This window comes from Streptomyces sp. NPDC048269 (genome assembly GCF_040652395.1).
Classification (GTDB): domain Bacteria; phylum Actinomycetota; class Actinomycetes; order Streptomycetales; family Streptomycetaceae; genus Streptomyces.
On record NZ_JBEZLW010000025.1, the window covers coordinates 64,552 to 84,150 of the forward strand.

At 71.7% G+C, this 19,599-nt stretch carries 20 protein-coding genes; 12 read left to right on the forward strand and 8 right to left on the reverse strand.

Annotated features, from left to right (window positions below; translation table 11 throughout):
• Nucleotides 1–61: 61 nt before the first annotated feature.
• A complete protein-coding gene (locus tag AB0D48_RS24535) occupies nt 62–433 on the reverse strand; it encodes an ArsC/Spx/MgsR family protein (RefSeq protein ID WP_362400747.1) in 372 nt (123 codons plus the stop codon).
• Nucleotides 434–576: 143 nt separating this feature from the next.
• Here AB0D48_RS24535 and AB0D48_RS24540 point away from each other — a divergent pair, with 143 nt between their 5' ends.
• Nucleotides 577–831, forward strand: a complete 255-nt coding sequence (locus tag AB0D48_RS24540; protein WP_362400750.1) for a hypothetical protein — start codon at nt 577–579, stop codon at nt 829–831.
• A gap of 58 nt (nt 832–889) precedes the next feature.
• On the opposite strand, the gene AB0D48_RS24545 is transcribed toward AB0D48_RS24540, so the two are convergent.
• Together AB0D48_RS24545 and AB0D48_RS24550 are read right to left on the reverse strand one after the other, a co-directional pair.
• Nucleotides 890–1,810, reverse strand: a complete 921-nt coding sequence (locus tag AB0D48_RS24545) for a nuclease (protein ID WP_362400753.1) — start codon at nt 1,808–1,810, stop codon at nt 890–892.
• A gap of 37 nt (nt 1,811–1,847) precedes the next feature.
• Nucleotides 1,848–2,942 (reverse strand): PP2C family protein-serine/threonine phosphatase, encoded by a 1,095-nt coding sequence (locus tag AB0D48_RS24550; protein ID WP_362400756.1) that lies wholly within the window; start codon nt 2,940–2,942, stop codon nt 1,848–1,850.
• A 120-nt stretch (nt 2,943–3,062) separates the two neighbouring features.
• Between AB0D48_RS24550 and AB0D48_RS24555 the strand changes: the two genes are divergently transcribed.
• The 3 genes from AB0D48_RS24555 (at nt 3,063) to AB0D48_RS24565 (ending at nt 6,522) form a co-directional block, all read left to right on the forward strand.
• Nucleotides 3,063–3,773 carry a VIT family protein gene (locus AB0D48_RS24555; RefSeq protein WP_362400821.1) on the forward strand — a complete coding sequence of 237 codons (711 nt, stop codon included), beginning with the start codon at nt 3,063–3,065 and terminating at the stop codon, nt 3,771–3,773.
• 448 nt (nt 3,774–4,221) lie between these two features.
• Complete coding sequence (locus tag AB0D48_RS24560) at nt 4,222–5,109, forward strand: TIGR01777 family oxidoreductase (RefSeq protein ID WP_362400759.1); 888 nt, start codon at nt 4,222–4,224, stop codon at nt 5,107–5,109.
• A 165-nt stretch (nt 5,110–5,274) separates the two neighbouring features.
• A complete protein-coding gene (locus AB0D48_RS24565; protein WP_362400762.1) occupies nt 5,275–6,522 on the forward strand; it encodes an NAD(P)/FAD-dependent oxidoreductase in 1,248 nt (415 codons plus the stop codon).
• A 51-nt stretch (nt 6,523–6,573) separates the two neighbouring features.
• Here AB0D48_RS24565 and AB0D48_RS24570 read toward each other — a convergent pair whose 3' ends face one another.
• On the reverse strand, nt 6,574–8,013 hold the full coding sequence (locus AB0D48_RS24570) for a regulator (RefSeq protein WP_362400765.1): 1,440 nt from the start codon (nt 8,011–8,013) through the stop codon (nt 6,574–6,576).
• Between the two features lie 173 nt (nt 8,014–8,186).
• On the opposite strand from AB0D48_RS24570, the gene AB0D48_RS24575 reads away from it, so the two are divergent.
• From AB0D48_RS24575 to AB0D48_RS24595, 5 genes are all read left to right on the forward strand, one after another.
• Entirely contained in the window at nt 8,187–8,555 is a 369-nt protein-coding gene (locus AB0D48_RS24575; protein WP_362400768.1) for a hypothetical protein, read from the forward strand.
• 43 nt (nt 8,556–8,598) lie between these two features.
• Nucleotides 8,599–9,399, forward strand: a complete 801-nt coding sequence (lipB, locus tag AB0D48_RS24580) for a lipoyl(octanoyl) transferase LipB (RefSeq protein WP_362400771.1) — start codon at nt 8,599–8,601, stop codon at nt 9,397–9,399.
• 108 nt (nt 9,400–9,507) lie between these two features.
• Nucleotides 9,508–10,461: a lipoyl synthase gene (lipA, locus tag AB0D48_RS24585; RefSeq protein WP_362400774.1), complete on the forward strand. Its 954-nt coding sequence runs from the start codon at nt 9,508–9,510 to the stop codon at nt 10,459–10,461.
• A gap of 211 nt (nt 10,462–10,672) precedes the next feature.
• A complete protein-coding gene (locus AB0D48_RS24590) occupies nt 10,673–10,870 on the forward strand; it encodes a hypothetical protein (protein ID WP_069923792.1) in 198 nt (65 codons plus the stop codon).
• 10 nt (nt 10,871–10,880) lie between these two features.
• The gene (locus tag AB0D48_RS24595; RefSeq protein ID WP_328925326.1) at nt 10,881–11,579 is read left to right on the forward strand and encodes a DUF4191 domain-containing protein; all 699 of its coding nucleotides are present in this window, start codon (nt 10,881–10,883) and stop codon (nt 11,577–11,579) included.
• Between the two features lie 98 nt (nt 11,580–11,677).
• Here AB0D48_RS24595 and AB0D48_RS24600 read toward each other — a convergent pair whose 3' ends face one another.
• A complete protein-coding gene (locus AB0D48_RS24600; protein WP_362400778.1) occupies nt 11,678–12,145 on the reverse strand; it encodes an RDD family protein in 468 nt (155 codons plus the stop codon).
• Nucleotides 12,146–12,331: 186 nt separating this feature from the next.
• Between AB0D48_RS24600 and glnA the strand changes: the two genes are divergently transcribed.
• Entirely contained in the window at nt 12,332–13,741 is a 1,410-nt protein-coding gene (gene glnA, locus AB0D48_RS24605; RefSeq protein ID WP_362400780.1) for a type I glutamate--ammonia ligase, read from the forward strand.
• A gap of 140 nt (nt 13,742–13,881) precedes the next feature.
• Nucleotides 13,882–14,463: a hypothetical protein gene (locus tag AB0D48_RS24610; protein ID WP_362400783.1), complete on the forward strand. Its 582-nt coding sequence runs from the start codon at nt 13,882–13,884 to the stop codon at nt 14,461–14,463.
• 60 nt (nt 14,464–14,523) lie between these two features.
• Here the strand turns inward: AB0D48_RS24610 and AB0D48_RS24615 are convergent, their stop codons facing one another.
• Nucleotides 14,524–15,177: a TetR family transcriptional regulator gene (locus tag AB0D48_RS24615; RefSeq protein ID WP_362400786.1), complete on the reverse strand. Its 654-nt coding sequence runs from the start codon at nt 15,175–15,177 to the stop codon at nt 14,524–14,526.
• 87 nt (nt 15,178–15,264) lie between these two features.
• Between AB0D48_RS24615 and AB0D48_RS24620 the strand changes: the two genes are divergently transcribed.
• Nucleotides 15,265–16,035: an SDR family oxidoreductase gene (locus AB0D48_RS24620; RefSeq protein WP_362400789.1), complete on the forward strand. Its 771-nt coding sequence runs from the start codon at nt 15,265–15,267 to the stop codon at nt 16,033–16,035.
• Nucleotides 16,036–16,044: 9 nt separating this feature from the next.
• Here the strand turns inward: AB0D48_RS24620 and AB0D48_RS24625 are convergent, their stop codons facing one another.
• On the reverse strand, nt 16,045–16,563 hold the full coding sequence (locus AB0D48_RS24625) for a DUF4240 domain-containing protein (protein WP_362400792.1): 519 nt from the start codon (nt 16,561–16,563) through the stop codon (nt 16,045–16,047).
• A gap of 114 nt (nt 16,564–16,677) precedes the next feature.
• A complete protein-coding gene (gene aceE, locus AB0D48_RS24630; RefSeq protein ID WP_362400795.1) occupies nt 16,678–19,362 on the reverse strand; it encodes a pyruvate dehydrogenase (acetyl-transferring), homodimeric type in 2,685 nt (894 codons plus the stop codon).
• Nucleotides 19,363–19,599: the final 237 nt, after the last annotated feature.

A 19,599-nucleotide genomic window follows, 5' to 3' on the forward strand; every position in this document is an offset into this window, starting at 1 on the left:
GGGACTTCGACGACACGGCCCAGGGTTGCGCCGTGTCTTGCCGATCAGGCCGGATCACGGTCTAAGCCTTGCGGGACAGTGCCTCGCGGACGGCGTCCTCGGAGCGGGCGACCACGGCCGTGCCGTCCTCGGCGGTGATGATCGGGCGCTGGATCAGCTTCGGGTGCGCGGCCAGGTGGGCGATCCAGCGGGCCCGCGCCTCGTCGGTCTCCTCGCGCGGCAGGTCCCGTACGCCCGTCTCCCCGGCCAGGGGGTCCGCGGTGCGCGTGATGTCCCACGGTTCCAGGCCGAGGCGGCCGAGGACCTCGCGGATCTCGTCCTCGGAGGGCACGTCCTCCAGGTACCGGCGCACGGTGTAGTCGGCGCCCTCGGCGTCCAGCAGGGTCAGCGCGCTGCGGCACTTGGAACAGGCGGGGTTGATCCAGATCTCCATGCCCCCAACCCTATCCGGAGCCCTGTCCGGAGCCCCGTCCGCAACCTTGCCCGGAGCCCGTCTGGCCAGGGGCTTCTGTCAGTGGTCCCCGGTAAAATCGAGGGAGAACGACAGGACGCCAACTACCGTTTGGGAGGCTGTAGATGGCCACTGCCACCACCATCCAGCACGTCAAGAAGAAGCCGCTGCCGGCGGGCCTGCCCCGCGAGTGGTACGAGAGCCACAACCGCCGCCTGAAGGCGATGCGGCTGGCGATATCCCTGCTCGACTCGGGGACGTATGACGCCCGGCGTGCCACCAACCGGAAGATCCGGACGATGGCCGTCCGGACGGGGATCCACCGGCCGTCCAATGTCACCTGCAAGATGGTGCGCGCGTTCATCGTCAGCGCGGGCTGAGCCGGCCGAGCCGGCCGGCGTCGACCTGCCGGGGCCACGGGCCCCGGCGGGCTCGCGCTCACTTCTCGTTGAAGACGATCTCTCTGGCCGGACGGGTCATCCGTACGGTGTTGTCGGCGCTGACCTCGACGATGTGGTGCAGGCCCCTGAGGAGCGCCCCGGAGTCCGGGAGGAGGCGGTACTCGTCGTCCGCCCCGGCCAGGAAGGCGCGGAAGCAGGCGAGCGACGTGCCGGGTGCGGTGAAGTCCAGGTAGTCCTTCAGGCGGCGGAACAGCTTCGGCAGGATCACCGCGCCGGTGGTGTCGTCCGTGAGCGAGGTCATCGCGGTGACCGCCGCCCCGTCGAGGGTCTTGTCGACGTTCCACACGCCCTTCGCGGACGCCCTCGCCTTCTCCGAGGCCTCGGTGAGGAGCTCGCGCAGGTACACGGGCAGGCCCGAGTAGAAGGTCGGATAGGCCAGGCCGAGCAGGAGCAGGCGGTAGTTGGCGGTCCGCTTCAGCAGGTCCTCGTCGACGCCGGTCCAGTAGCCGCTGTACACGGGCGGGGTGCCCTTGCCGACGAAGGCCACACAGCGGCCGAAGGCGTCGGCTCCCCGGGTGAGGATCCATCCGGGCACGCTGTCCGGCACGGTGGCGACGGTCTCGTCGTCGTCGCGGAGGACGGTGCTGAAGCCCAGGGACTTCAGCAGCTCGTCCGCGGCCTCGTGGGCGAGGCCCCGCGGCTGGTGCTCGATGTGGGGCTCTTTCTCGCCGTAGTGGGTCTCCAGGGCGTCGATTCCTTCGAGCCGGATGCTCCCGCGGCCGTCGGCCTTGGGTACGACCTGTCCGTCCCCGGGCACGAGCTTCCAGTCGGCCACGTTGTCCGGGATGAAGGGGAGGGTGTCGCCGTCCGGCTTGGCGCCCCCCTCCACCTTGAACTTTCCTCTGATCAGCAGCATGGACATGGCGGCTCCCATTCCGGCGTCACTGTGGGTGTTCATTGGTTACGCACAGTACAGACCGGGGCGCCCGTCCAGGTCATTCCGCGCCCGCCGGGCCGGGGAGTGTCAGCATCAGCAGCGCCACGTCGTCGCGCGGACCGCCCCCGGTGAACGCCACCAGGTCCCGCCACACCCCCGCGACCAGGCCCGCCGGCTCCCTCGCCACCACGGGCAGCCGCGCGGCCAGGGGATAGAAGTGCCCCGCCGTGTCCCGTGCCTCCGTCACCCCGTCGGTGTGCAGCAGGAACCGGTCACCGGGCCGTACCCCCAGCTCCGTCACCAGCGGCGGAGTCAGGCCCGCGAGCCCCAGGCCCAGCGGCGGACCCGGCTCCACCGCCACCTCCTCGACCGCCGGCCCGCGCAGCCGCAGCGCGGGCGGGTGCCCGCACGAGACGAGCCGTACGAGGTCCAGCCCGGGCGGGAACTCCAGCAGCAAGGCCGTCGCGAACAGTTCGGGGTGCCCGTCGGAGGCGGCCACGCAGTCAGCCGTCAGGCGCCGGTTCAGCCGGGCCACGACCGCCGCCAGTTCCGCGTCGTCGAGCGCCGCCTCCCGGAAGGCCCCGAGCAGCGCGGCCACCGTGCCGACCGCCGCCAGGCCGTGCCCCTGTACGTCCCCCACCAACGCCCGGACCCCGTACGGCCCGGCCCGTACGTCGTACAGGTCGCCGCCGACCAGGGTGCCGCGCTGCGCCGCCTTGTAGAGGCCGGAACAGTGCACCGGACCCACCCGCTCCGGCACCGGCGGCAGGACCGCCAGCTGAGCCGCCTCCGCCACCGTCCGTACACTGACCAGCTGCGCGTCCCGGCGCCGACGGACCCACGCGATCACCACGCTCAGCAGTCCGACGGTGGCCACCGTGGCCAGGTCCGCGCCCCGGGCGTGGGCGATGCCGAGGGCGGGCACCCCGAGCAGCAACAGGACGAGGCCGGCGAAGATCGCGGTCCCGCCCGCCCCGTACGCGAAGGCGGCCACCGGCGGCAGACCGGCCAGGAAGTACCCGAGCTCCACGTCGCCCGGCGTGAGCACCTGCGCGAGGACCAGCACCACCAGGGCCACGGCGGGTGCGAGCCGAGCCCAGCGCGGCGGTGGCTCACCGCGCAGCCAGCCCGGCTCCTCGCGTCCGCGTCTCACCCCTCCACCCTGGTACGTGGGCCGGGCCCGCGCACCCGGACCGGCCGCCGGGTGGCCCTGCCGGGCGCGTGCCACGACAGTGGTGGCGTGACGGAAGACGATTCCCCGACACGGGCGCACATCGAGGCCCACGGCCGCGGTGGTGGCGGCGGCTCGGCGAGCGCGGAGATCAGCACGCGGCTGAACTGGCTGCGGGCGGGGGTGCTCGGCGCCAACGACGGGATCATCTCCACCGCGGGCCTGGTGGTCGGCGTGGCCGGGGCCACCACCTCGCGCTCCGCGATCCTGGCGGCGGGCGTCGCCGGGCTGCTGGCGGGCTCCCTGTCGATGGCGGCGGGGGAGTACGTCTCCGTCAGCTCGCAGCGGGACTCCGAACGGGCCGCGCTGGAGCTGGAGCGGCGGGAACTGGCCGAGGAGCCGGAGGCGGAGCTGGACGAGCTCACCGACCTGCTGGCCGCGCGGGGGCTCAGCCGGACCCTGGCCCGGGAGGCCGCCGAGCAGCTGACGGAGCGGGACGCGCTGCGGGCGCATGCCCGGGTGGAGCTCGGCATCAATCCCGACGAGCTGGCCAATCCGTGGCACGCGGCCTTCGCGAGCCTCGTCGCATTCACCGTGGGTGCGTTGCTGCCGCTGCTCGCGATCGTGCTGCCCGGGCCGTCGGGGCGGGTTCCGGTGACGGTGGCGGCCGTGCTGGCCGCGCTCACCCTGTGCGGGGTGGTCAGTGCCCGCCTTGGTGGCGCGCCTGCGTTCCGCGCGGTCCTGCGCAACGTTGCCGGGGGTGCGCTGGCCATGGCCGTCACCTACGCCGTGGGGACCTGGCTCGGTACCTGATCCGGGCCCGGCGCCGCTGCCGGGGCGCTGCCCCGGACCCCGCGCCTCAAACGCCGGCGGGGCTGGGTTCGGCTCCGTCGCCTCGGACGCCGGCGGGGCTGAAGGATCGGGGCGCTGCCCCGGACCCCGGGCGCCGCAAGTGCCGGCGGGGCTGGGTTCGGCTCCGTCGCCTCGGACGCCGGTGGGGCTGAGAGATCGGGGCGCTGCTCCGGGCCCCGCGCCGCAAGTGCCGGTGGGGCTGGGTTCGGCTCCGTCGCCTCGGACGCCGCCGGGCTGGGTTTGGCTTCGTCGCCTCGGACGCCGCCGGGGCTGGGTTTGGCTTCGTCGCCTCCGACCCCGGCGGGGCTGGGCTTGGCTTCGCCGTGTCGGCGTCGGGCGGGGGTTCGGGAGCGCCCGGCGCGGCCGAGTCCGGGCCTCGCTCCGGGCCGGGCTCCGACAGGATGGGGGCATGCGTATCGCAGTCACCGGTTCGACCGGGCTCATCGGCAGTGCCCTCGTGCGGTCCCTTCGGGCGGACGGGCATGAGGTGGTGCGGTTCGTGCGGCGGGAGCCCGCCGCCGGGGACGAGGCGCGGTGGGATCCGGCCCGCGGTCACGTCGACCCCGCCGGGCTGGCCGGCTGCGGGGCCGTCGTGCATCTGGCCGGGGCCGGGGTCGGGGAGCACCGGTGGACCTCCGCGTACAAGAAGGAGATCCGCGACAGCCGGGTCATGGGCACCGCCGCGATCGCGAACGCCCTCGCCGCCCTGGACGCGCCGCCCGCCGTGCTCGTCAGCGGTTCGGCCGTCGGCTACTACGGGGACACCGGCGACCGCGCCGTCGACGAGGGCGCCCCCGCCGGGCACGGCTTCCTGCCCTCGGTCTGCGTGGAGTGGGAGGCGGCCGCGGAGCCAGCCCGCGCCGCCGGGATCCGTACGGCCTTCGCCCGTACCGGCCTGGTCGTCGCCCGCGAGGGCGGAGCCTGGGGCCGGCTGTTCCCGGTCTTCCGGGCCGGGATCGGCGGCCGGCTCGGCAACGGCCACCAGTACTGGTCGTACATCTCCCTCCGGGACGAGGTCGCGGCCCTGCGCCACCTCATCGACACCCCCGGCATCGAAGGCCCGGTCAACCTCACCGCCCCCGAACCGCTGACCAACCGCCAGGTGACGGCCGCCATGGCCCGGGTGCTGCGCCGGCCCGCGCTGCTGCCCGTACCGGCGGTGGCCCTGCGCGTCGTGCTCGGGGAGTTCGCCGGGGACGTGCTCGGCAGTCAGCGGGCCACCCCCGCCCGGCTGCTGGAGTCCGGCTTCGTCTTCCGCGACCCCGGCATCGAGCAGGCCATCCGCGCCGCCATGTGAGTCGCACTCCGGAGGCGTGCGACCGCCGTGCGACCGTTTGTGACCCGGATGCGACCGCCGTGCGACCGGAACCGACCGTAATACCCGGGCCAACTCGGGTTCCCCTGGAGTCCGATAGGGGAAGGAGGATTCCCACACAGCCGCGCCGACCTCGGGGAGGGGCACGTGCTCAATGCGGACGTCGTCATCGTAGGAGCCGGAGTCTCAGGACTCGCGGCCGCGCACCACCTGATCGCAGCGGGGGTCACGGTCACCGTCCTGGAGGCCGCGGGCGATCCCGGCGGCCGGATGGCCACCGTGTCGGCCGACGGGTTCCGGCTGGACCGGGTCGGCCAGTTGCTCAACACCTCGTACACGGAGCTCGAACGCACCCCCGGTCTCCAGGGCCTCACCCTGAGGTCCTTCGCGCCCGGGGTCCTGGTCCACACCGACGGCAAACAGCTCAGGGCCGGGGCCCTCACCCCCGCCCGAGCCCTGGCCAGCGGCTCCCTCGACCAGGCGCGGCTCAGCGCCGCGCTCGGGCGGCTCGCCGCCCTGCCCGAGGAACGCCTGCTCGCCCGACCCGAACGCACCGCCCTCGCCGCCCTGCGCACCCGCGGCCTGCCCCCGCGCACCGTGACGGGCGTGCTCCGGCCGCTGCTCGCCACCCTGCTCCGCGACCCGGAACTCACCACCTCCAGCCGGGTCGCCGACCTCGCCCTGCGGGGCTTCGCCCGCGGTCGCCTCGCCGTGTCCGAGGGAGGCGCGGCGGCCCTGCCCGACCTGCTCGCGGGCGCCCTGCCGCCCGGCACCGTCCGCACCGGGGTCCGGGTCCGGTCGGTGGCGACCAACCTGGTCACCACCGAGGAGCACGGCGACTTCGGCTGCCGCTCCGTCCTGCTGGCCACCGGAGCCCGCGCCGCCGCCGAACTCCTGCCCGGGCTGCGCGTGCCCGGCTTCCACGAGGTCACCGTCCTGCACCACGCCACCGACGCGCCCCTGCCCTGGGACGGCTCGCTGCTGCTGGACGGCGACCCCAAGTGGCCCGTATCCCACACCGCCGTGATGAGCGCGGTCGACCCGACGCGTGCCCCGGCCGGACGGAGCCTGGTGACCACCACCGTGCTCGGCCCGCCGCCGCCCGCGCGTACGGTCGCCTCCCGCCTCGCCCGGCTCTACGACACCGCCACCCGCGACTGGGAGCCGCTTGCCGTCCACCACACACCGGAGGCCGTACCCGCCATGCCCCCGCCGTACGACGTGCGCCGCCCGGTGCGCGTCCTGGCCGGGCTGTACGTGTGCGGGGACCACCGCGACACGAACACCGTCCAGGGCGCCCTGCACTCCGCCCGCCGCGCCACCGCCGCCGTCCTGCGTGACTTCGGCATCCCGCTCCCGGCGGCGCCGGAGCCCGCGCTCCCGGTGGCGGCCTGAGAACCACCACGTGAGGGGCCCGGCACCCCGACGGGGAACCGGGCCCCGGGTTCACGAGAGGGCAGCCACCCGGTCCCGGTACGTCCGCACGGCCGAGGCGTCCCGGTACGGCTCCAGCCGCCGCTCGAAGTCCCGTACGTACTCCACCGCGCGCACCGACCGCATCTCCATCGCCTGCTGCGCCGCCTCCGCGCCCAGCGCGCACGCCTGGTCCAGCTCACCCAGCCCGAGCCGCGCCGTGGCCAGCACCACCCGGCAGAACAGCCGGGACCGCGCGAACGCGGGCGCCCGCAACTGCAGCGAGCGCTCCGCGTGCTGGGCAGAGGCCCGGTGCTGCTGGAGGTCCCGGTGGCAGTGCCCGAACTCGTCCGCCAGCTGCGCCTCGTCGAAGTACCGCGCCCAGTGCGGTAGGTCGTCCCCGGGCCGGGCCGCGCCCAGCGCCCGCTCGGCACGCACCAGCGAAGCCGTCGACGCCCGTACCTCGCCGAGCACCGCGTGCCCGCGCGCCTCGGCCGAGTGCAACAGCGCCTGCACCACCGGCGGGGGGCCGGCGCCGACGCCCTGCTGGGCGACGCGGGCCAGCTGCACCGCCTCCCGGCCGTGGCCCAGGTAGACCGCCTGCCGGCTCATGGTGACCAGCACGTACGAGCCGTACGGGCGGTCCCCGGCCGCCTGCGCCAGGCGCAGCGCCTGCACGAAGTACCGCTGGGCGAGCCCGTGCGCGGCGATGTCGTACGAGGTCCAGCCCGCGAGCCGGGTCAGGTCGGCGGCGGCCGAGAACAGCCGCCGCCCGGTGGTCTCCCCGTAGGTCCCGCGGAGCATCGGCTCGGCCTCGTGTTCCAGGTAGCGCACCAGGGCCTGCCGGGCGTGCCCGCCGCCGTAGGCGTGGTCCAGGGTGCGGAACAGCTCGCTGACCGAGCGCAGCGCCGCGATGTCCCCGCCCGTGACCCGCTGGCCGGGCGCGCGGTCGATCTGCCGCTGCCGGGGCACCGCGGCGCGCCCCTGCACCGGGACGCGGGCCGGGGCCGGCTCCGCGCCCCGGCCCACCCGTTCGTCCGGCCGCCCGATCAGCCAGTCGCGGCTGGGCACGACCAGCCCGGCCGGGGTGAAGGCGATCTTGCGGAGCTCGGCGTGGGAGCCGGAGTCCTTGCGCCACAGCCCGCTCGCGATGTCGACGGCCTCCTCGGGGGTGGCCGCGAACTCCAGTCCGGCGTAGACGGGAGCGCAGGCGTCCAGGCCCAGGTCCTGCGCGGAGAGCCGTCGCCCGAGGCGCCTGGTGAAGACCTCCGCGATGAGCGCGGGGGTGGTTCCGCGCGGCTGCTGGCCGCGCAGCCACCGGGTCACGGAGGTCTTGTCGTAGCGCAGATCGAGACCGTGCTCCAGGCCGAGCTGGTCGACGCGGCGGGCGAGCCCGGCGTTGGAGAACCCGGCTTCCGCGATCAGTGCCGCGAGCTGCCTGTTGGGGACGCGCTGGGCAGGTCGTTCCGTCATCGGCTCCACGGTCTCCTGACGTGACGGACCGGAGTCCCGGCCCTGTGAACGGCGTGAATGTAGCGGCGAACTCCGCCCGAGCCGCCCTCTCTGCCCTACATTCATCCGATCGTGTGCAGAATGGGTAGAGCCCTTTACGGACCGACCCCCTCCGCCCGCATAGGCTGCGGCTCATGACCCGCCGGCCCCACCGGGCGCCCCTCCCCGAGGAGCGTTCCGAATCCACCGCTCCGCTTCCCCCGCCCGAACTGACCGAGGCGGAGTGCAGGCGTTGCGGCACCTACATCGCGGGTCTCGACGGCCGGTACGCCTGCGGGGTGTGCGGCTGGGTCAACGACCACTCGGAGGGCCACCGGCGGCTGCCGCGGGCCGACGAGGACCCGGACCGGCCGCCGAAGGGCAGGCGCCGTCCGAAGCAGCTGCCGTGGCCCCCGCCGGAGCCCGCGCCTGATTCCGCGCACGGCCTTGCCCCCGGCATCGTCCCCGGTCTCGCGCCGGAGCCCGCGCCCGGGCCTCCGGACGGGCCGCCGTACCCTTGCTGAGTGCGATACGTGCACACAGCAGGTTCAACGAGGAGGCGCTGCGGTGGCTGAGCTTGGATTTGTCCATCTGGGCTTCGGACCGGATTCCGTCGAGTACACCCGGGCCTGGGAAGAGCAGCGCCGGGTGCACGCCGCCCGCTTCGCGGACGAGGTCGGGGACACCTGCCTGCTGCTGGAGCACCTGCCGGTCTACACCGCCGGCCGGCGCACCGACCCGAGCGAGCGCCCGCTCGACGGCACGCCCGTCGTCGACGTGGACCGCGGCGGCAAGATCACCTGGCACGGCCCCGGCCAGCTGGTCGGCTACCCGATCATGAAGCTCCCCCGCCCGGTGGACGTGGTCGCCCACGTCCGCCGCCTGGAGGACGCCCTGATCCGCACCGCCGCCGAGTTCGGCCTGGAGACCACCCGGGTCGAGGGCCGGTCCGGCGTCTGGGTCCTGGGCGACCCCGTCGAGGAGCGTCCGTCGTTCGGCGGCCTGTCCTTGGACTTCGACCCGCGGGTCGGCGACGACGAGTTCGACGCGCGGCTGAACGGCCCCGAGTACGCCCCGTCCAACGCCGGCCAGCGCCGCGAGGACCGCAAGCTCGCCGCCATCGGCATCCGGGTCGCCAAGGGCGTCACGATGCACGGCTTCGCGATCAACGTGAACCCGGACAACACCTGGTTCGACCGGATCGTCCCCTGTGGCATCCGGGACGCCGGTGTGACCTCGCTCTCGTACGAACTGGGCCGGGAGATCACCATCGCCGACGTGCTGCCGGTCGTCGAGCGTCACCTGAAGGACGTACTGGAGCACGCGGAGCTGCGGCCCCGTGAGATCGAGCCGGCCGTGGGCTCCTAGCGGCCGGGAATGCGTCCGGTGGCCCCCAGGTTGGCGGACGTAAGAGCGTACGAATTTACGGGCGTACCCTGGTGGGCGCCGAAGAATCGAAGTCACAGGGAGCCGGTCGTGTCCGCAGTCGCACCCGACGGACGCAAGATGCTGCGCCTGGAGGTCCGGAACAGCCAGACCCCCATCGAGCGCAAGCCCGAGTGGATCAAGACCCGGGCGAAGATGGGTCCCGAGTACACCAAGATGCAGGCCCTGGTGAAGGGCGAAGGACTGCACACGGTGTGCCAGGAAGCCGGTTGTCCGAACATCTACGAATGCTGGGAGGACCGCGAGGCCACCTTCCTCATCGGTGGCGACCAGTGCACCCGGCGCTGTGACTTCTGCCAGATCGACACGGGCAAGCCCGAGGCCCTGGACCGGGACGAGCCGCGCCGTGTCGGCGAGTCCGTGGTCACGATGGACCTGAACTACGCCACCATCACCGGCGTCGCGCGCGACGACCTTGCCGACGGCGGCGCCTGGCTGTACGCGGAGACCGTGCGCCAGATCCACGAGCAGACGGCGGGCCGCGAGGCCGGTCACACCAAGGTCGAGCTGCTGGCCCCCGACTTCAACGCGGTCCCGGAGCTGCTGGAGGAGGTCTTCGCCTCCCGCCCCGAGGTATTCGCGCACAACGTCGAGACGGTGCCGCGGATCTTCAAGCGGATCCGCCCCGGCTTCCGGTACGAGCGCTCGCTCGAGGTGATCACCAAGGCGCGCGCCTACGGCCTGGTCACGAAGTCGAACCTGATCCTCGGCATGGGCGAGGAGCGCGAGGAGGTCTCGCAGGCCCTGAAGGACCTGCACGAGGCCGGCTGCGAGCTCATCACCATCACCCAGTACCTGCGGCCCTCGCCGCGGCACCACCCCGTCGAGCGCTGGGTGAAGCCGGCCGAGTTCGTCGAGCTGGCGAAGGAGGCCGAGGAGATCGGCTTCTCCGGCGTGATGTCCGGCCCGCTGGTCCGGTCTTCGTACCGGGCCGGACGGCTCTACGCACAGGCGATGGAGAAGCGCGGCGCGGCAACCGTGTGAACTCGCGCACAAAACCTTACTAGGCAGTAACACCGCACCGACGCGGCCCCTAGGCTCTTTCGAGGAAGAGCCCGGCGGGCCGCGTCAGTGTTTGCAACGTGTCCATCACATTTGACCGAGCGGTCATGCCCTGGTAACACCAATCAGTGACGCTGGATCTACGCACCGCAATCGCACTGCCGACGTGAGTTCCGTGAAAGGGATCGACATCATGCAGGCCGCGCCCGTACGCGCCATCGCCATCCCGACGCTCTCCGACGCGTTCCGGGGCATCGAATCGCTGCTCATGAGCGGCGCCCGGCGCAACGCCTGGACGGCGGTGCTGGAGGACCGCCGTCGGGCGAAGGACCGGGTCGAAACCGAACACGTACTTGAGGCCGCGGCGACCCGGACCCCGCAGGCCACGTAAACTTCGCTGTATGGCGAGGAAGTCAAACGCAGAGACTGCTGCGAACCCCGGGCGACTGAAGCAGATCGCCCTGACGTACAAGATGACGCGCAAGGCCGACCCGAAGGTCGGTCTGATCGTCGCGGGCGTGGGAATCGTCACCTTCGGTGTCTTTCTTGCGATCGGCTTCCTGATCGACCACCCGGTCTACCTGGGCATCCTGGGCTTCCTGGTGGCGTTCCTCGCGATGGCGATCGTCTTCGGACGACGGGCCGAGCGGGCTGCCTTCGGGCAGATGGAGGGGCAGCCGGGAGCGGCCGCGGCCGTACTGGACAACGTGGGCCGGGGCTGGACGACCACCCCGGCCGTCGCGATGACCCGGCAGCAGGACATCGTCCACCGGGCCGTCGGCAAGGCCGGCGTCGTGCTGATCGCCGAGGGCAACCCGAACCGCGTGAAGCCGCTGCTCGCGAACGAGAAGAAGAAGCTGGCCCGGATCATGCCGGACGTGCCGGTGCACACCTTCATCGTGGGTACGGGCGAGGGCGAGGTGCCGCTCAAGAAGGTGCGCACCACCCTGCTCAAGCTGCCGCGCGTGCTGGCCGGACCGCAGATCACCCAGGTCAACGACAAGCTGCGGGCCATGGGTGACCTCATGAGCAACATGCCGCTGCCGAAGGGCCCGATGCCCAAGGGCATGAAGATGCCGCGCGGCGGAAAGATGCGCTGACCCGCTCACCTGATTTTCGTATACGACACAGGGGCGCCCCCCGAGCCGAGCGGTTCGGGGGGCGCCCCTGTGTCCGTGGGTGTCCGTACGCGGTGGGTCTAGATGCGGACCTGGACGGCGCGCGCGAGCCGGTCGTGCAGGCCGCGGCCGTCGCGGTCCCAGATCAGCGCCGGGATGACCAGGGCCAGCAGCAGCGTGCGCACGACCACCCGGACGATGCCGAGGCGGCCGCCGTCCTCCGAGACCACCCGGAGTCCCACGATCCGCTTGCCGGGGGTGAAGCCCACGGTGCCGACCGTCAGGATGCTCAGAGCCAGGAAGAGCCACAGCGTCCAGCCGCGCGCGGCGACCATGTCGCCGCCCGTGATCAGTCCGTACGCGATCAGCAGGCAGCCGGTCCAGTCCAGGGCGACGCCCGCGAGCCGACGGCCGAACCGCGCCACCGAGCCGGGCCCCTGTTGTGGCAGGCCGAGCTGCTGCCCCGGATAGCCGAAGTCGACGCCCATCTCCTCCGCGGCCGCGCGGGGGCCGGAGAGCCAGGATCCGAATGCTTGCCTGTTGTCCACCCGACCACGGTACCGGTGCTGCCTCACGCCCTTCGGACGGGACCCTGGTTAACTTGTGCGAAACAAATGGGTCATGCTTGAGAAATCCCGTCTGCTTATGGTCGGGTCAGCGTGCGGCACCGCACTGACGCACCACGAGCTATAAAGCCCGTCCCTCCCCCGGGGACCGGGAGTAGGAGGAGTTGGATGTTCCAGAACGCCGACGAAGTGAAGCAGTACATCGAGGAGAACGACGTCAAGTTCGTCGACGTCCGCTTCTGCGACCTGCCTGGTGTGATGCAGCACTTCACCATCCCGGCGCGGGCGTTCGACCCGGCGGAGGAGCTCGCCTTCGACGGCTCCTCCATCCGCGGCTTCCAGGCGATCCACGAGTCCGACATGGCGCTGCGTGCCGACATCACCACCGCGCGTCTGGACCCGTTCCGCAAGGACAAGACGCTCAACATCAACTTCTTCATCCACGACCCGATCACGGGCGAGGCCTACAGCCGTGACCCGCGCAACATCGCGAAGAAGGCCGAGGCGTACCTCGCCTCGACCGGCATCGCCGACACCGCGTTCTTCGGCCCCGAGGCCGAGTTCTACGTGTTCGACAGCGTGCGCTTCGCGACCTCCGCGAACGAGGGCTTCTACCACATCGACTCCGAGGCCGGCGCCTGGAACACCGGGTCCGAGGAGAACAACCGCGGCTACAAGGTCCGCTACAAGGGCGGTTACTTCCCGGTCGCCCCGGTCGACCACTTCGCCGACCTGCGCGCCGAGATCTCCCTCGAGCTGGACGCCCAGGGCCTCCAGGTCGAGCGCCAGCACCACGAGGTCGGCACCGGTGGCCAGGCCGAGATCAACTACAAGTTCAACACGCTGCTCGCCGCGGCCGACGACCTGATGCTCTTCAAGTACGTCGTGAAGAACGTCGCCTGGCGCAACGGCAAGACCGCGACCTTCATGCCGAAGCCGATCTTCGGTGACAACGGCTCGGGCATGCACGTGCACCAGTCGCTCTGGGCCAACGGCGACCCGCTGTTCTACGACGAGGCCGGCTACGCGGGCCTGTCGGACACCGCCCGCTACTACATCGGCGGCATCCTCAAGCACGCCCCGTCGCTGCTGGCGTTCACCAACCCGACGGTGAACTCGTACCACCGCCTGGTGCCGGGCTTCGAGGCGCCGGTCAACATGGTGTACTCGCAGCGCAACCGCTCCGCCGCCATGCGCATCCCGATCACGGGCTCGAACCCGAAGGCCAAGCGCGTCGAGTTCCGCGCGCCGGACCCGTCCTCGAACCCGTACCTCGCCTTCTCGGCGCTGCTCCTCGCGGGCCTCGACGGCATCAAGAACAAGATCGAGCCGATGGAGCCGATCGACAAGGACCTCTACGAGCTCTCGCCCGACGAGCACGCGAGCGTCCCGCAGGTCCCGACCAGCCTCGAGGACGTCCTCAAGGCCCTGGAGGCGGACCACGAGTACCTCCTTGCCGGCGGTGTCTTCACCCCCGACCTGATCGAGACCTGGATCGACTACAAGCGCACGCACGAGATCGCCCCGATCGCGCAGCGTCCGCACCCGCACGAGTTCGAGCTCTACTTCGACCTCTAAAACGCCTGATGAGAGGCCCCCTGCCGCACTCCACGGAGTGCGGCAGGGGGCCTTTCTGCTTTGACAGCGCGCCGAGCCCGAGTGAGGGTGGAAATGACCTAAAGGCCGGATAAGCGAGCTATGTTCGGAGGTGCATGAACATGCGCCGTAGGATCGTCGCGGCAGCCATGGCGGGCGCCGCAGGAGTCGCCATCGGCCTGATGCCGGTCGGCATTGCCTCGGCCACTTCCACCGGTGGCAGTGGTGGTGGCGGTGCGTGGAGGTGCTCGGACGGGCGCTGGAGCGACTGGCGCTGGGACGAATGCTGCAACCGCGACTGGCGGGACCGCCCCAGTTGGTGCTGGGACGACGGTGGAGTCGGCGGCAACGGAGGCGACGGCCGCTACGACCGTTACGACTGGGGCTACTGGAACGACTCGAACTGGAACTGGAACGATTCCGGCCGCGGCGGTGACGGGAACTGGAACTGGAACGACTCCGGCCGCGGCGGTGACGGGAACGGGAACTGGAACTGGAACGACTCCGGCGGCGGCAACGGTGACTGGGGCAACGGCGGCGGCAACGGCGGCAACGGTGACTGGGGCAACGGCGGTGGCGGCAACGGCAACGGTGACTGGGGCGGCGGCGGCAACGGCGGCGACGGTGGCGGCGGCGGCTGGGGCGGCGGCGGCAACGGCGGCGACGGTGGCGGCGGCGGCTGGGGCGGCGGCGGAGGTCGCTGAGGCCGACCAGGACACGGAGGGGTAGGTAGGGACCGGGGTGATGCCCCTGCTGCGCCGATCTCAGCGCAGCAGGGGCATCGCGCCGGTGAGGTCGCGCAGGCAGCGGACCGCGAGTTCGGCGGGGGAGCCGGGACCCGAGACCGGATCGTCCGTCGTCGACCACAGCTCCAGCGAGATCCGGATCGCGTCCGTCGCCGCCGCGGCGAGCAGGCGGACGCCCAGGGGGTCGGCGTCCGGGCCGGCCAGCCGGGCCACGACCGGCACCAGGCGCTCTTCGGAGTCCTGGTTCACGCGGTACCAGACCGCCCGCAGGGCCTCGTCGGCCGTCGCCGCGCGCAGCAGGCCGCGGGTCACCTCCAGGCCCTCCTCGACCACCTGGGAGTCGCTCAGCGACCGCGTGACCGCGCGCTCCAGGGCCTCGGCGAGAGGGGTGCCGGGGTCCTCCTCCGCGAGCAGCGCGCGCCAGGCGTCGCCGCCGCCCGCCAGCAGTGGGGCCACCGCCTCCTGCTTGTTGCGGAAGTAGCGGTAGAACGTGCGCAGCGCCACCCCCGCGCGGTGGGCGATGTCCTCGGCGGTCGTGCCGTCGGGGCCGTGCTCGGCGAACAGTTCGCAGGCCGCGCGGGCGATGTCGAGCTGGGTGGCCGCCTTTCGGCGCTCGGTCAGCGACTGGGCTCCGGGGCCTGCCTGGGGAGAGTACGGACGAGGGGATCTCACGTGGTGAAGCGTACCTCCCGCGATCAGCATTGATTGCATGCTTTGTCACTCTGGCAAAACGTGTCATCGCTTCGGTACGCTCACCCCATGAACCGTTACGAAGGACGTCGCGTCCTCATCACCGGCGGCGGCTCCGGCATCGGCCGGGCCACCGTCCACCGCATCCTCGCCGAGGGCGGCCGCGTCCACACGGTGGACGTCAGCGAAACCGGTCTCGAGGACACCGCCGACCAGGCCTCCGCGGCCGGGGCGGCGGACCGCCTCACCACCGGCGTCCTGGACATATCCGACGAGAACGCGGTCAAGGGGGGCGTGGCCGCCGCCGTCGAGACCCTCGGCGGGATCGACGTCCTGGTCAACGCCGCCGGCATCCTGCGCTCCGCGCACACCCACCAGACCACGCTCGACCTCTGGAACAAGGTCATCGCGGTCAACCTGACCGGCACCTTCCTGATGATCCGCGAGGCGCTCCCGGCGCTGCTCGCGGGCCACCAGCCGGTCGTCGTGAACTTCAGCTCCACCTCGGCGTCCTTCGCGCACCCCTACATGTCCGCCTACGCGGCCAGCAAGGGCGGCATCCAGTCCATGACCCACGCGCTGGCCGCCGAGTACAGCAAGCAGGGCCTGCGCTTCGTCGCCGTCGCGCCCGGCTCCATCGAGAGCGGCATGACCACCGGGAACGGACCCGGCCTGCCCGAGGACACCGACTGGTCCCTCTTCGCCAAGCTCGCCCCTGCCATCGGCCAGGGCTTCGCCGGCCCGCAGACCGTGGCCGGCGTCGTCGCCATGCTGGGTTCCGAGGACGGCGCCTTCATCACCGGTACGGAGATCCGCATCGACGGCGGCACGCACTGCTGAGCCGCGGGCTCAGCCCCTGAAGCGGTCCCAGAGCCGGGGGAAGCGCTCCGCGAGCACGGCTTCGTTCTCGAAGTCCAGCGGGGTGCCCTCCGGCTCTGCCGGCTGCAGCGGAACACCAAGATCCGGCGCCACCGACCCGGTCAGCTGCTCGTACGCCTCGTCGGCCGCGTACCCCAGCTCCTCGCCGTCCCCGTCGATCTCCTCGTCGAATTCGACCAGCAGCTCCGCGAGATGGTCCGGGTCGTGCACCGCCCCCTCGAACACCTCCCGCCCCTGGCCGATCAGCCAGCAGCGGAAGTAGTCGAACGCGTCGTCGCTCGCGCCGTCGAGCAGCACCCAGGCCGCGCCCCACAGATCCCACGTGTAGGCCCGGTTGTACCGCGATTCGAAGTGCCGGGCGAAGTCCAGGACGGAGTCCGGATCGAGCTGCGCCAGCCTCTCCACGAGCAGCTCGGCGTGCTCCTCGGGGTCGCCGTCGGCGGCCTCGCGGGTACGGTCGACGATCTCCCAGAACTCCGTCTCGTCCATCACCGCTCCAGCATCACGGGTCGGACCCCCCGCCGCCACCTCGTACACGGCGAAAGGCCGGTGTCCACCCCCCAAGGGGCGAACACCGGCCTTTCACGGTCGGTCGTCCACGGCTCAGAGGCCGTAGCGCTCCCGGGCCTCCTTGACGGAGGACGCCGGAACCTCGCCGCGACGGGCGAGCTGGGCCAGCGCGGCCACCACGATCGACTGGGCGTCAACACCGAAGTGGCGGCGGGCGCCTTCACGGGTGTCGGACAGGCCGAAGCCGTCCGTACCCAGCGAGGTCCAGTCCTGCTCCACCCACTGGCTGATCTGGTCCGGGACCTGACGCATCCAGTCGGACACGGCGAGGACCGGGCTGGTGACACCCTCCAGCGCGCGGGTCACGTACGGGGTGCGGAGCTCGCCGCGCAGCAGCGCCTCGTCGCACTCCAGGGCGTTCCGCCGCAGCTCGCCCCAGGAGGTGGCGGACCAGACGTCGGCGGCCACGTTCCAGTCGGCGGCGAGCAGCTTCTGCGCCTCCAGCACCCAGTGGATCGCCGTACCCGAGGCCATCAGCTGGACGTTCGGCGCGTCGGCGGCCGGGGCCGCCTCGGCCAGGTCGGCCGCGGTGTTGAAGCGGTACAGGCCCTTCAGGATGCCTTCCTCGACGCCCTCGGGCATCGCGGGCTGCACCTTCGGCTCGTTGTAGACCGTCAGGTAGTAGAAGACGTCTTCCGGCTTCTCGCCGTACATCCGGCGCAGACCGTCCTTGACGATCACCGCGATCTCGTACGCGAAGGCCGGGTCGTAGTTGAGCGACGCCGGGTTCGTGGACGCGATCAGGTGCGAGTGGCCGTCCGCGTGCTGGAGGCCCTCACCGGTCAGCGTGGTGCGACCGGCGGTGGCGCCGACGATGAAGCCCTTGCCGAGCTGGTCGGCGAGCTGCCACATCTGGTCGGCGGTGCGCTGCCAGCCGAACATCGAGTAGAAGATGTAGAAGGGGATCATCGGCTCGCCGTGCGTCGCGTACGACGTGCAGGCGGCGATGAAGTCGGCCATGGCGCCGGCCTCGGTGATCCCCTCGTTGAGGATCTGGCCGTCCTTGGCTTCCTTGTAGTACATGAGCTGGTCGCGGTCGACCGGCTCGTACGTCTGGCCGAGCGGCGAGTAGATGCCGGCCGACGGGAAGAGGGACTCCATGCCGAAGGTGCGGGCCTCGTCGGGGACGATGGGCACCCAGCGCTTGCCGGTCTCCTTGTCCCGCATCAGGTCCTTGACGAGGCGGACGAAGGCCATGGTGGTGGCCATCTCCTGCTTGCCGGAACCCTTGATCAGCGGGGCGAAGGAGCGCTCGGCCGGAGCCGGCAGGGCCACGTGCTTGACCTTGCGGGCCGGGGCCGGGCCGCCGAGCGCCGCGCGGCGCTCGTTCAGGTACTGGACCTCGGGGCTGTTCGCGCCGGGGTGGCCGTAAGGCACCTGGCCGTCGGCGAAGGCGCTGTCCGGGATCGGGAGGCCAAGGAGGTCGCGCATGTCCTTGAACTCGTCGATCGTCAGCTTCTTCATCTGGTGGTTCGCGTTCTTCGACTCGAACCCGGCACCCAGCGTGTAGCCCTTGACGGTCTGCGCGAGGATGACCGTCGGCGCGCCCTTGTGCTCCAGGGCGGCCTTGTACGCGGCGTAGACCTTGCGGGGCTCGTGGCCGCCGCGGGAGCTGTGGAAGCACTCGGCGATCTTCGCGTCGGAGAGCACGCCGGCCAGCTGCACGAGCTCGGCGTTCACGCCGAAGAAGTGCTGGCGGATGTAGGCCACGTCGCGGGTCGCGTACGTCTGGAACTGCGCATCGGGTACCTCGCGCAGGCGGCGTACCAGGGCGCCCGTGGTGTCGAGCTGGAACAGCTCGTCCCAGGCGGAGCCCCACAGGGACTTGATGACGTTCCAGCCGGCGCCGCGGAACTGGGCCTCCAGCTCCTGGACCACGCGGAAGTTGGCGCGGACCGGACCGTCGAGGCGCTGCAGGTTGCAGTTGATGACGAAGGTCAGGTTGTCGAGCTGCTCGCGGGAGGCGAGGGCCAGGGCGGCGGTCGACTCGGGCTCGTCCATCTCGCCGTCGCCGAGGAAGGCCCAGACGTGCGAGTTCGCGGTGTCCTTGATGCTGCGGTTCTGCAGGTAGCGGTTGAAGCGCGCCTGGTAGATCGCGGACAGCGGGCCGAGGCCCATGGACACCGTCGGGAACTCCCACAGCCACGGCAGGCGCCGCGGGTGCGGGTAGGACGGCAGGCCGTTGCCGCCGGACTCCTGGCGGAAGTTGTCGAGCTGCTGCTCGGAGATCCGGCCGTCGAGGAAGGCGCGGGCGTAGATGCCGGGGGAGGCGTGGCCCTGGATGTAGAGCTGGTCGCCCGATCCGTCGGCCTCCTTCCCGCGGAAGAAGTGCTGGAAGCCGGTCTCGTAGAGCCACGCGGCGGAGGCGAAGGTGGCGATGTGGCCGCCGACGCCGTACTTGGAGCCGCGGGTCACCATGGCGGCCGCGTTCCAGCGGTTCCACGCGGTGATCTTCGCTTCCATCTCCTCGTCACCGGGGAACTCGGGCTCCGCAGCGGTCGGGATGGTGTTGACGTAGTCCGTCTCCAGCAGCTTCGGCAGGGCGAGGCCGGCGGCCTCGGCGTGCTGGAGCGTGCGGCGGAGCAGGTATTCGGCGCGGCGCGTACCGGCGGCCTTGGCGACGGCGTCGAGGGAGGCCGCCCATTCGGCGGTCTCCTCGGTGTCGCGGTCCGGGAGCTGGTCGAGCTCGCTCGGAAGCTTTCCTACGGGGTCGGACATCGGTGTGCGCCGCCTTCCGGACAAAGGAGAGGTGGTGAAAAAATCCCTGACGGGCAGGACAGGGTCGTCGGACCTGGTTGAGGTCCGCGACGACTGTAAATCGCTGATCGATGATCGATCAAATAAAAGTGACGAAGAAACGTCCATCTGGCGAAAGTCGGCACCGCGTGCCAGCAAGCAAGGCACGCGGTGCCGGTCAAATCGGGACGATACGGCGCGGTCGGGCGCCGGTCGGGC

Excerpts from the sequence above, each read along its gene's own strand:
- AB0D48_RS24535 (WP_362400747.1), bottom strand. The coding sequence starts at position 433 with ATGGAGATCTGGATCAACCCCGCCTGTTCCAAGTGCCGCAGCGCGCTG.
- AB0D48_RS24540 (WP_362400750.1), top strand. The coding sequence starts at position 577 with ATGGCCACTGCCACCACCATCCAGCACGTCAAGAAGAAGCCGCTGCCG.
- AB0D48_RS24545 (WP_362400753.1), bottom strand. The coding sequence starts at position 1,810 with ATGAACACCCACAGTGACGCCGGAATGGGAGCCGCCATGTCCATGCTG.
- AB0D48_RS24560 (WP_362400759.1), top strand. The coding sequence starts at position 4,222 with ATGCGTATCGCAGTCACCGGTTCGACCGGGCTCATCGGCAGTGCCCTC.
- AB0D48_RS24570 (WP_362400765.1), bottom strand. The coding sequence starts at position 8,013 with ATGACGGAACGACCTGCCCAGCGCGTCCCCAACAGGCAGCTCGCGGCA.
- AB0D48_RS24575 (WP_362400768.1), top strand. The coding sequence starts at position 8,187 with ATGACCCGCCGGCCCCACCGGGCGCCCCTCCCCGAGGAGCGTTCCGAA.
- AB0D48_RS24590 (WP_069923792.1), top strand. The coding sequence starts at position 10,673 with ATGCAGGCCGCGCCCGTACGCGCCATCGCCATCCCGACGCTCTCCGAC.
- AB0D48_RS24595 (WP_328925326.1), top strand. The coding sequence starts at position 10,881 with ATGGCGAGGAAGTCAAACGCAGAGACTGCTGCGAACCCCGGGCGACTG.
- glnA (WP_362400780.1), top strand. The coding sequence starts at position 12,332 with ATGTTCCAGAACGCCGACGAAGTGAAGCAGTACATCGAGGAGAACGAC.
- AB0D48_RS24610 (WP_362400783.1), top strand. The coding sequence starts at position 13,882 with ATGCGCCGTAGGATCGTCGCGGCAGCCATGGCGGGCGCCGCAGGAGTC.
- AB0D48_RS24620 (WP_362400789.1), top strand. The coding sequence starts at position 15,265 with ATGAACCGTTACGAAGGACGTCGCGTCCTCATCACCGGCGGCGGCTCC.
- AB0D48_RS24625 (WP_362400792.1), bottom strand. The coding sequence starts at position 16,563 with ATGGACGAGACGGAGTTCTGGGAGATCGTCGACCGTACCCGCGAGGCC.
- aceE (WP_362400795.1), bottom strand. The coding sequence starts at position 19,362 with ATGTCCGACCCCGTAGGAAAGCTTCCGAGCGAGCTCGACCAGCTCCCG.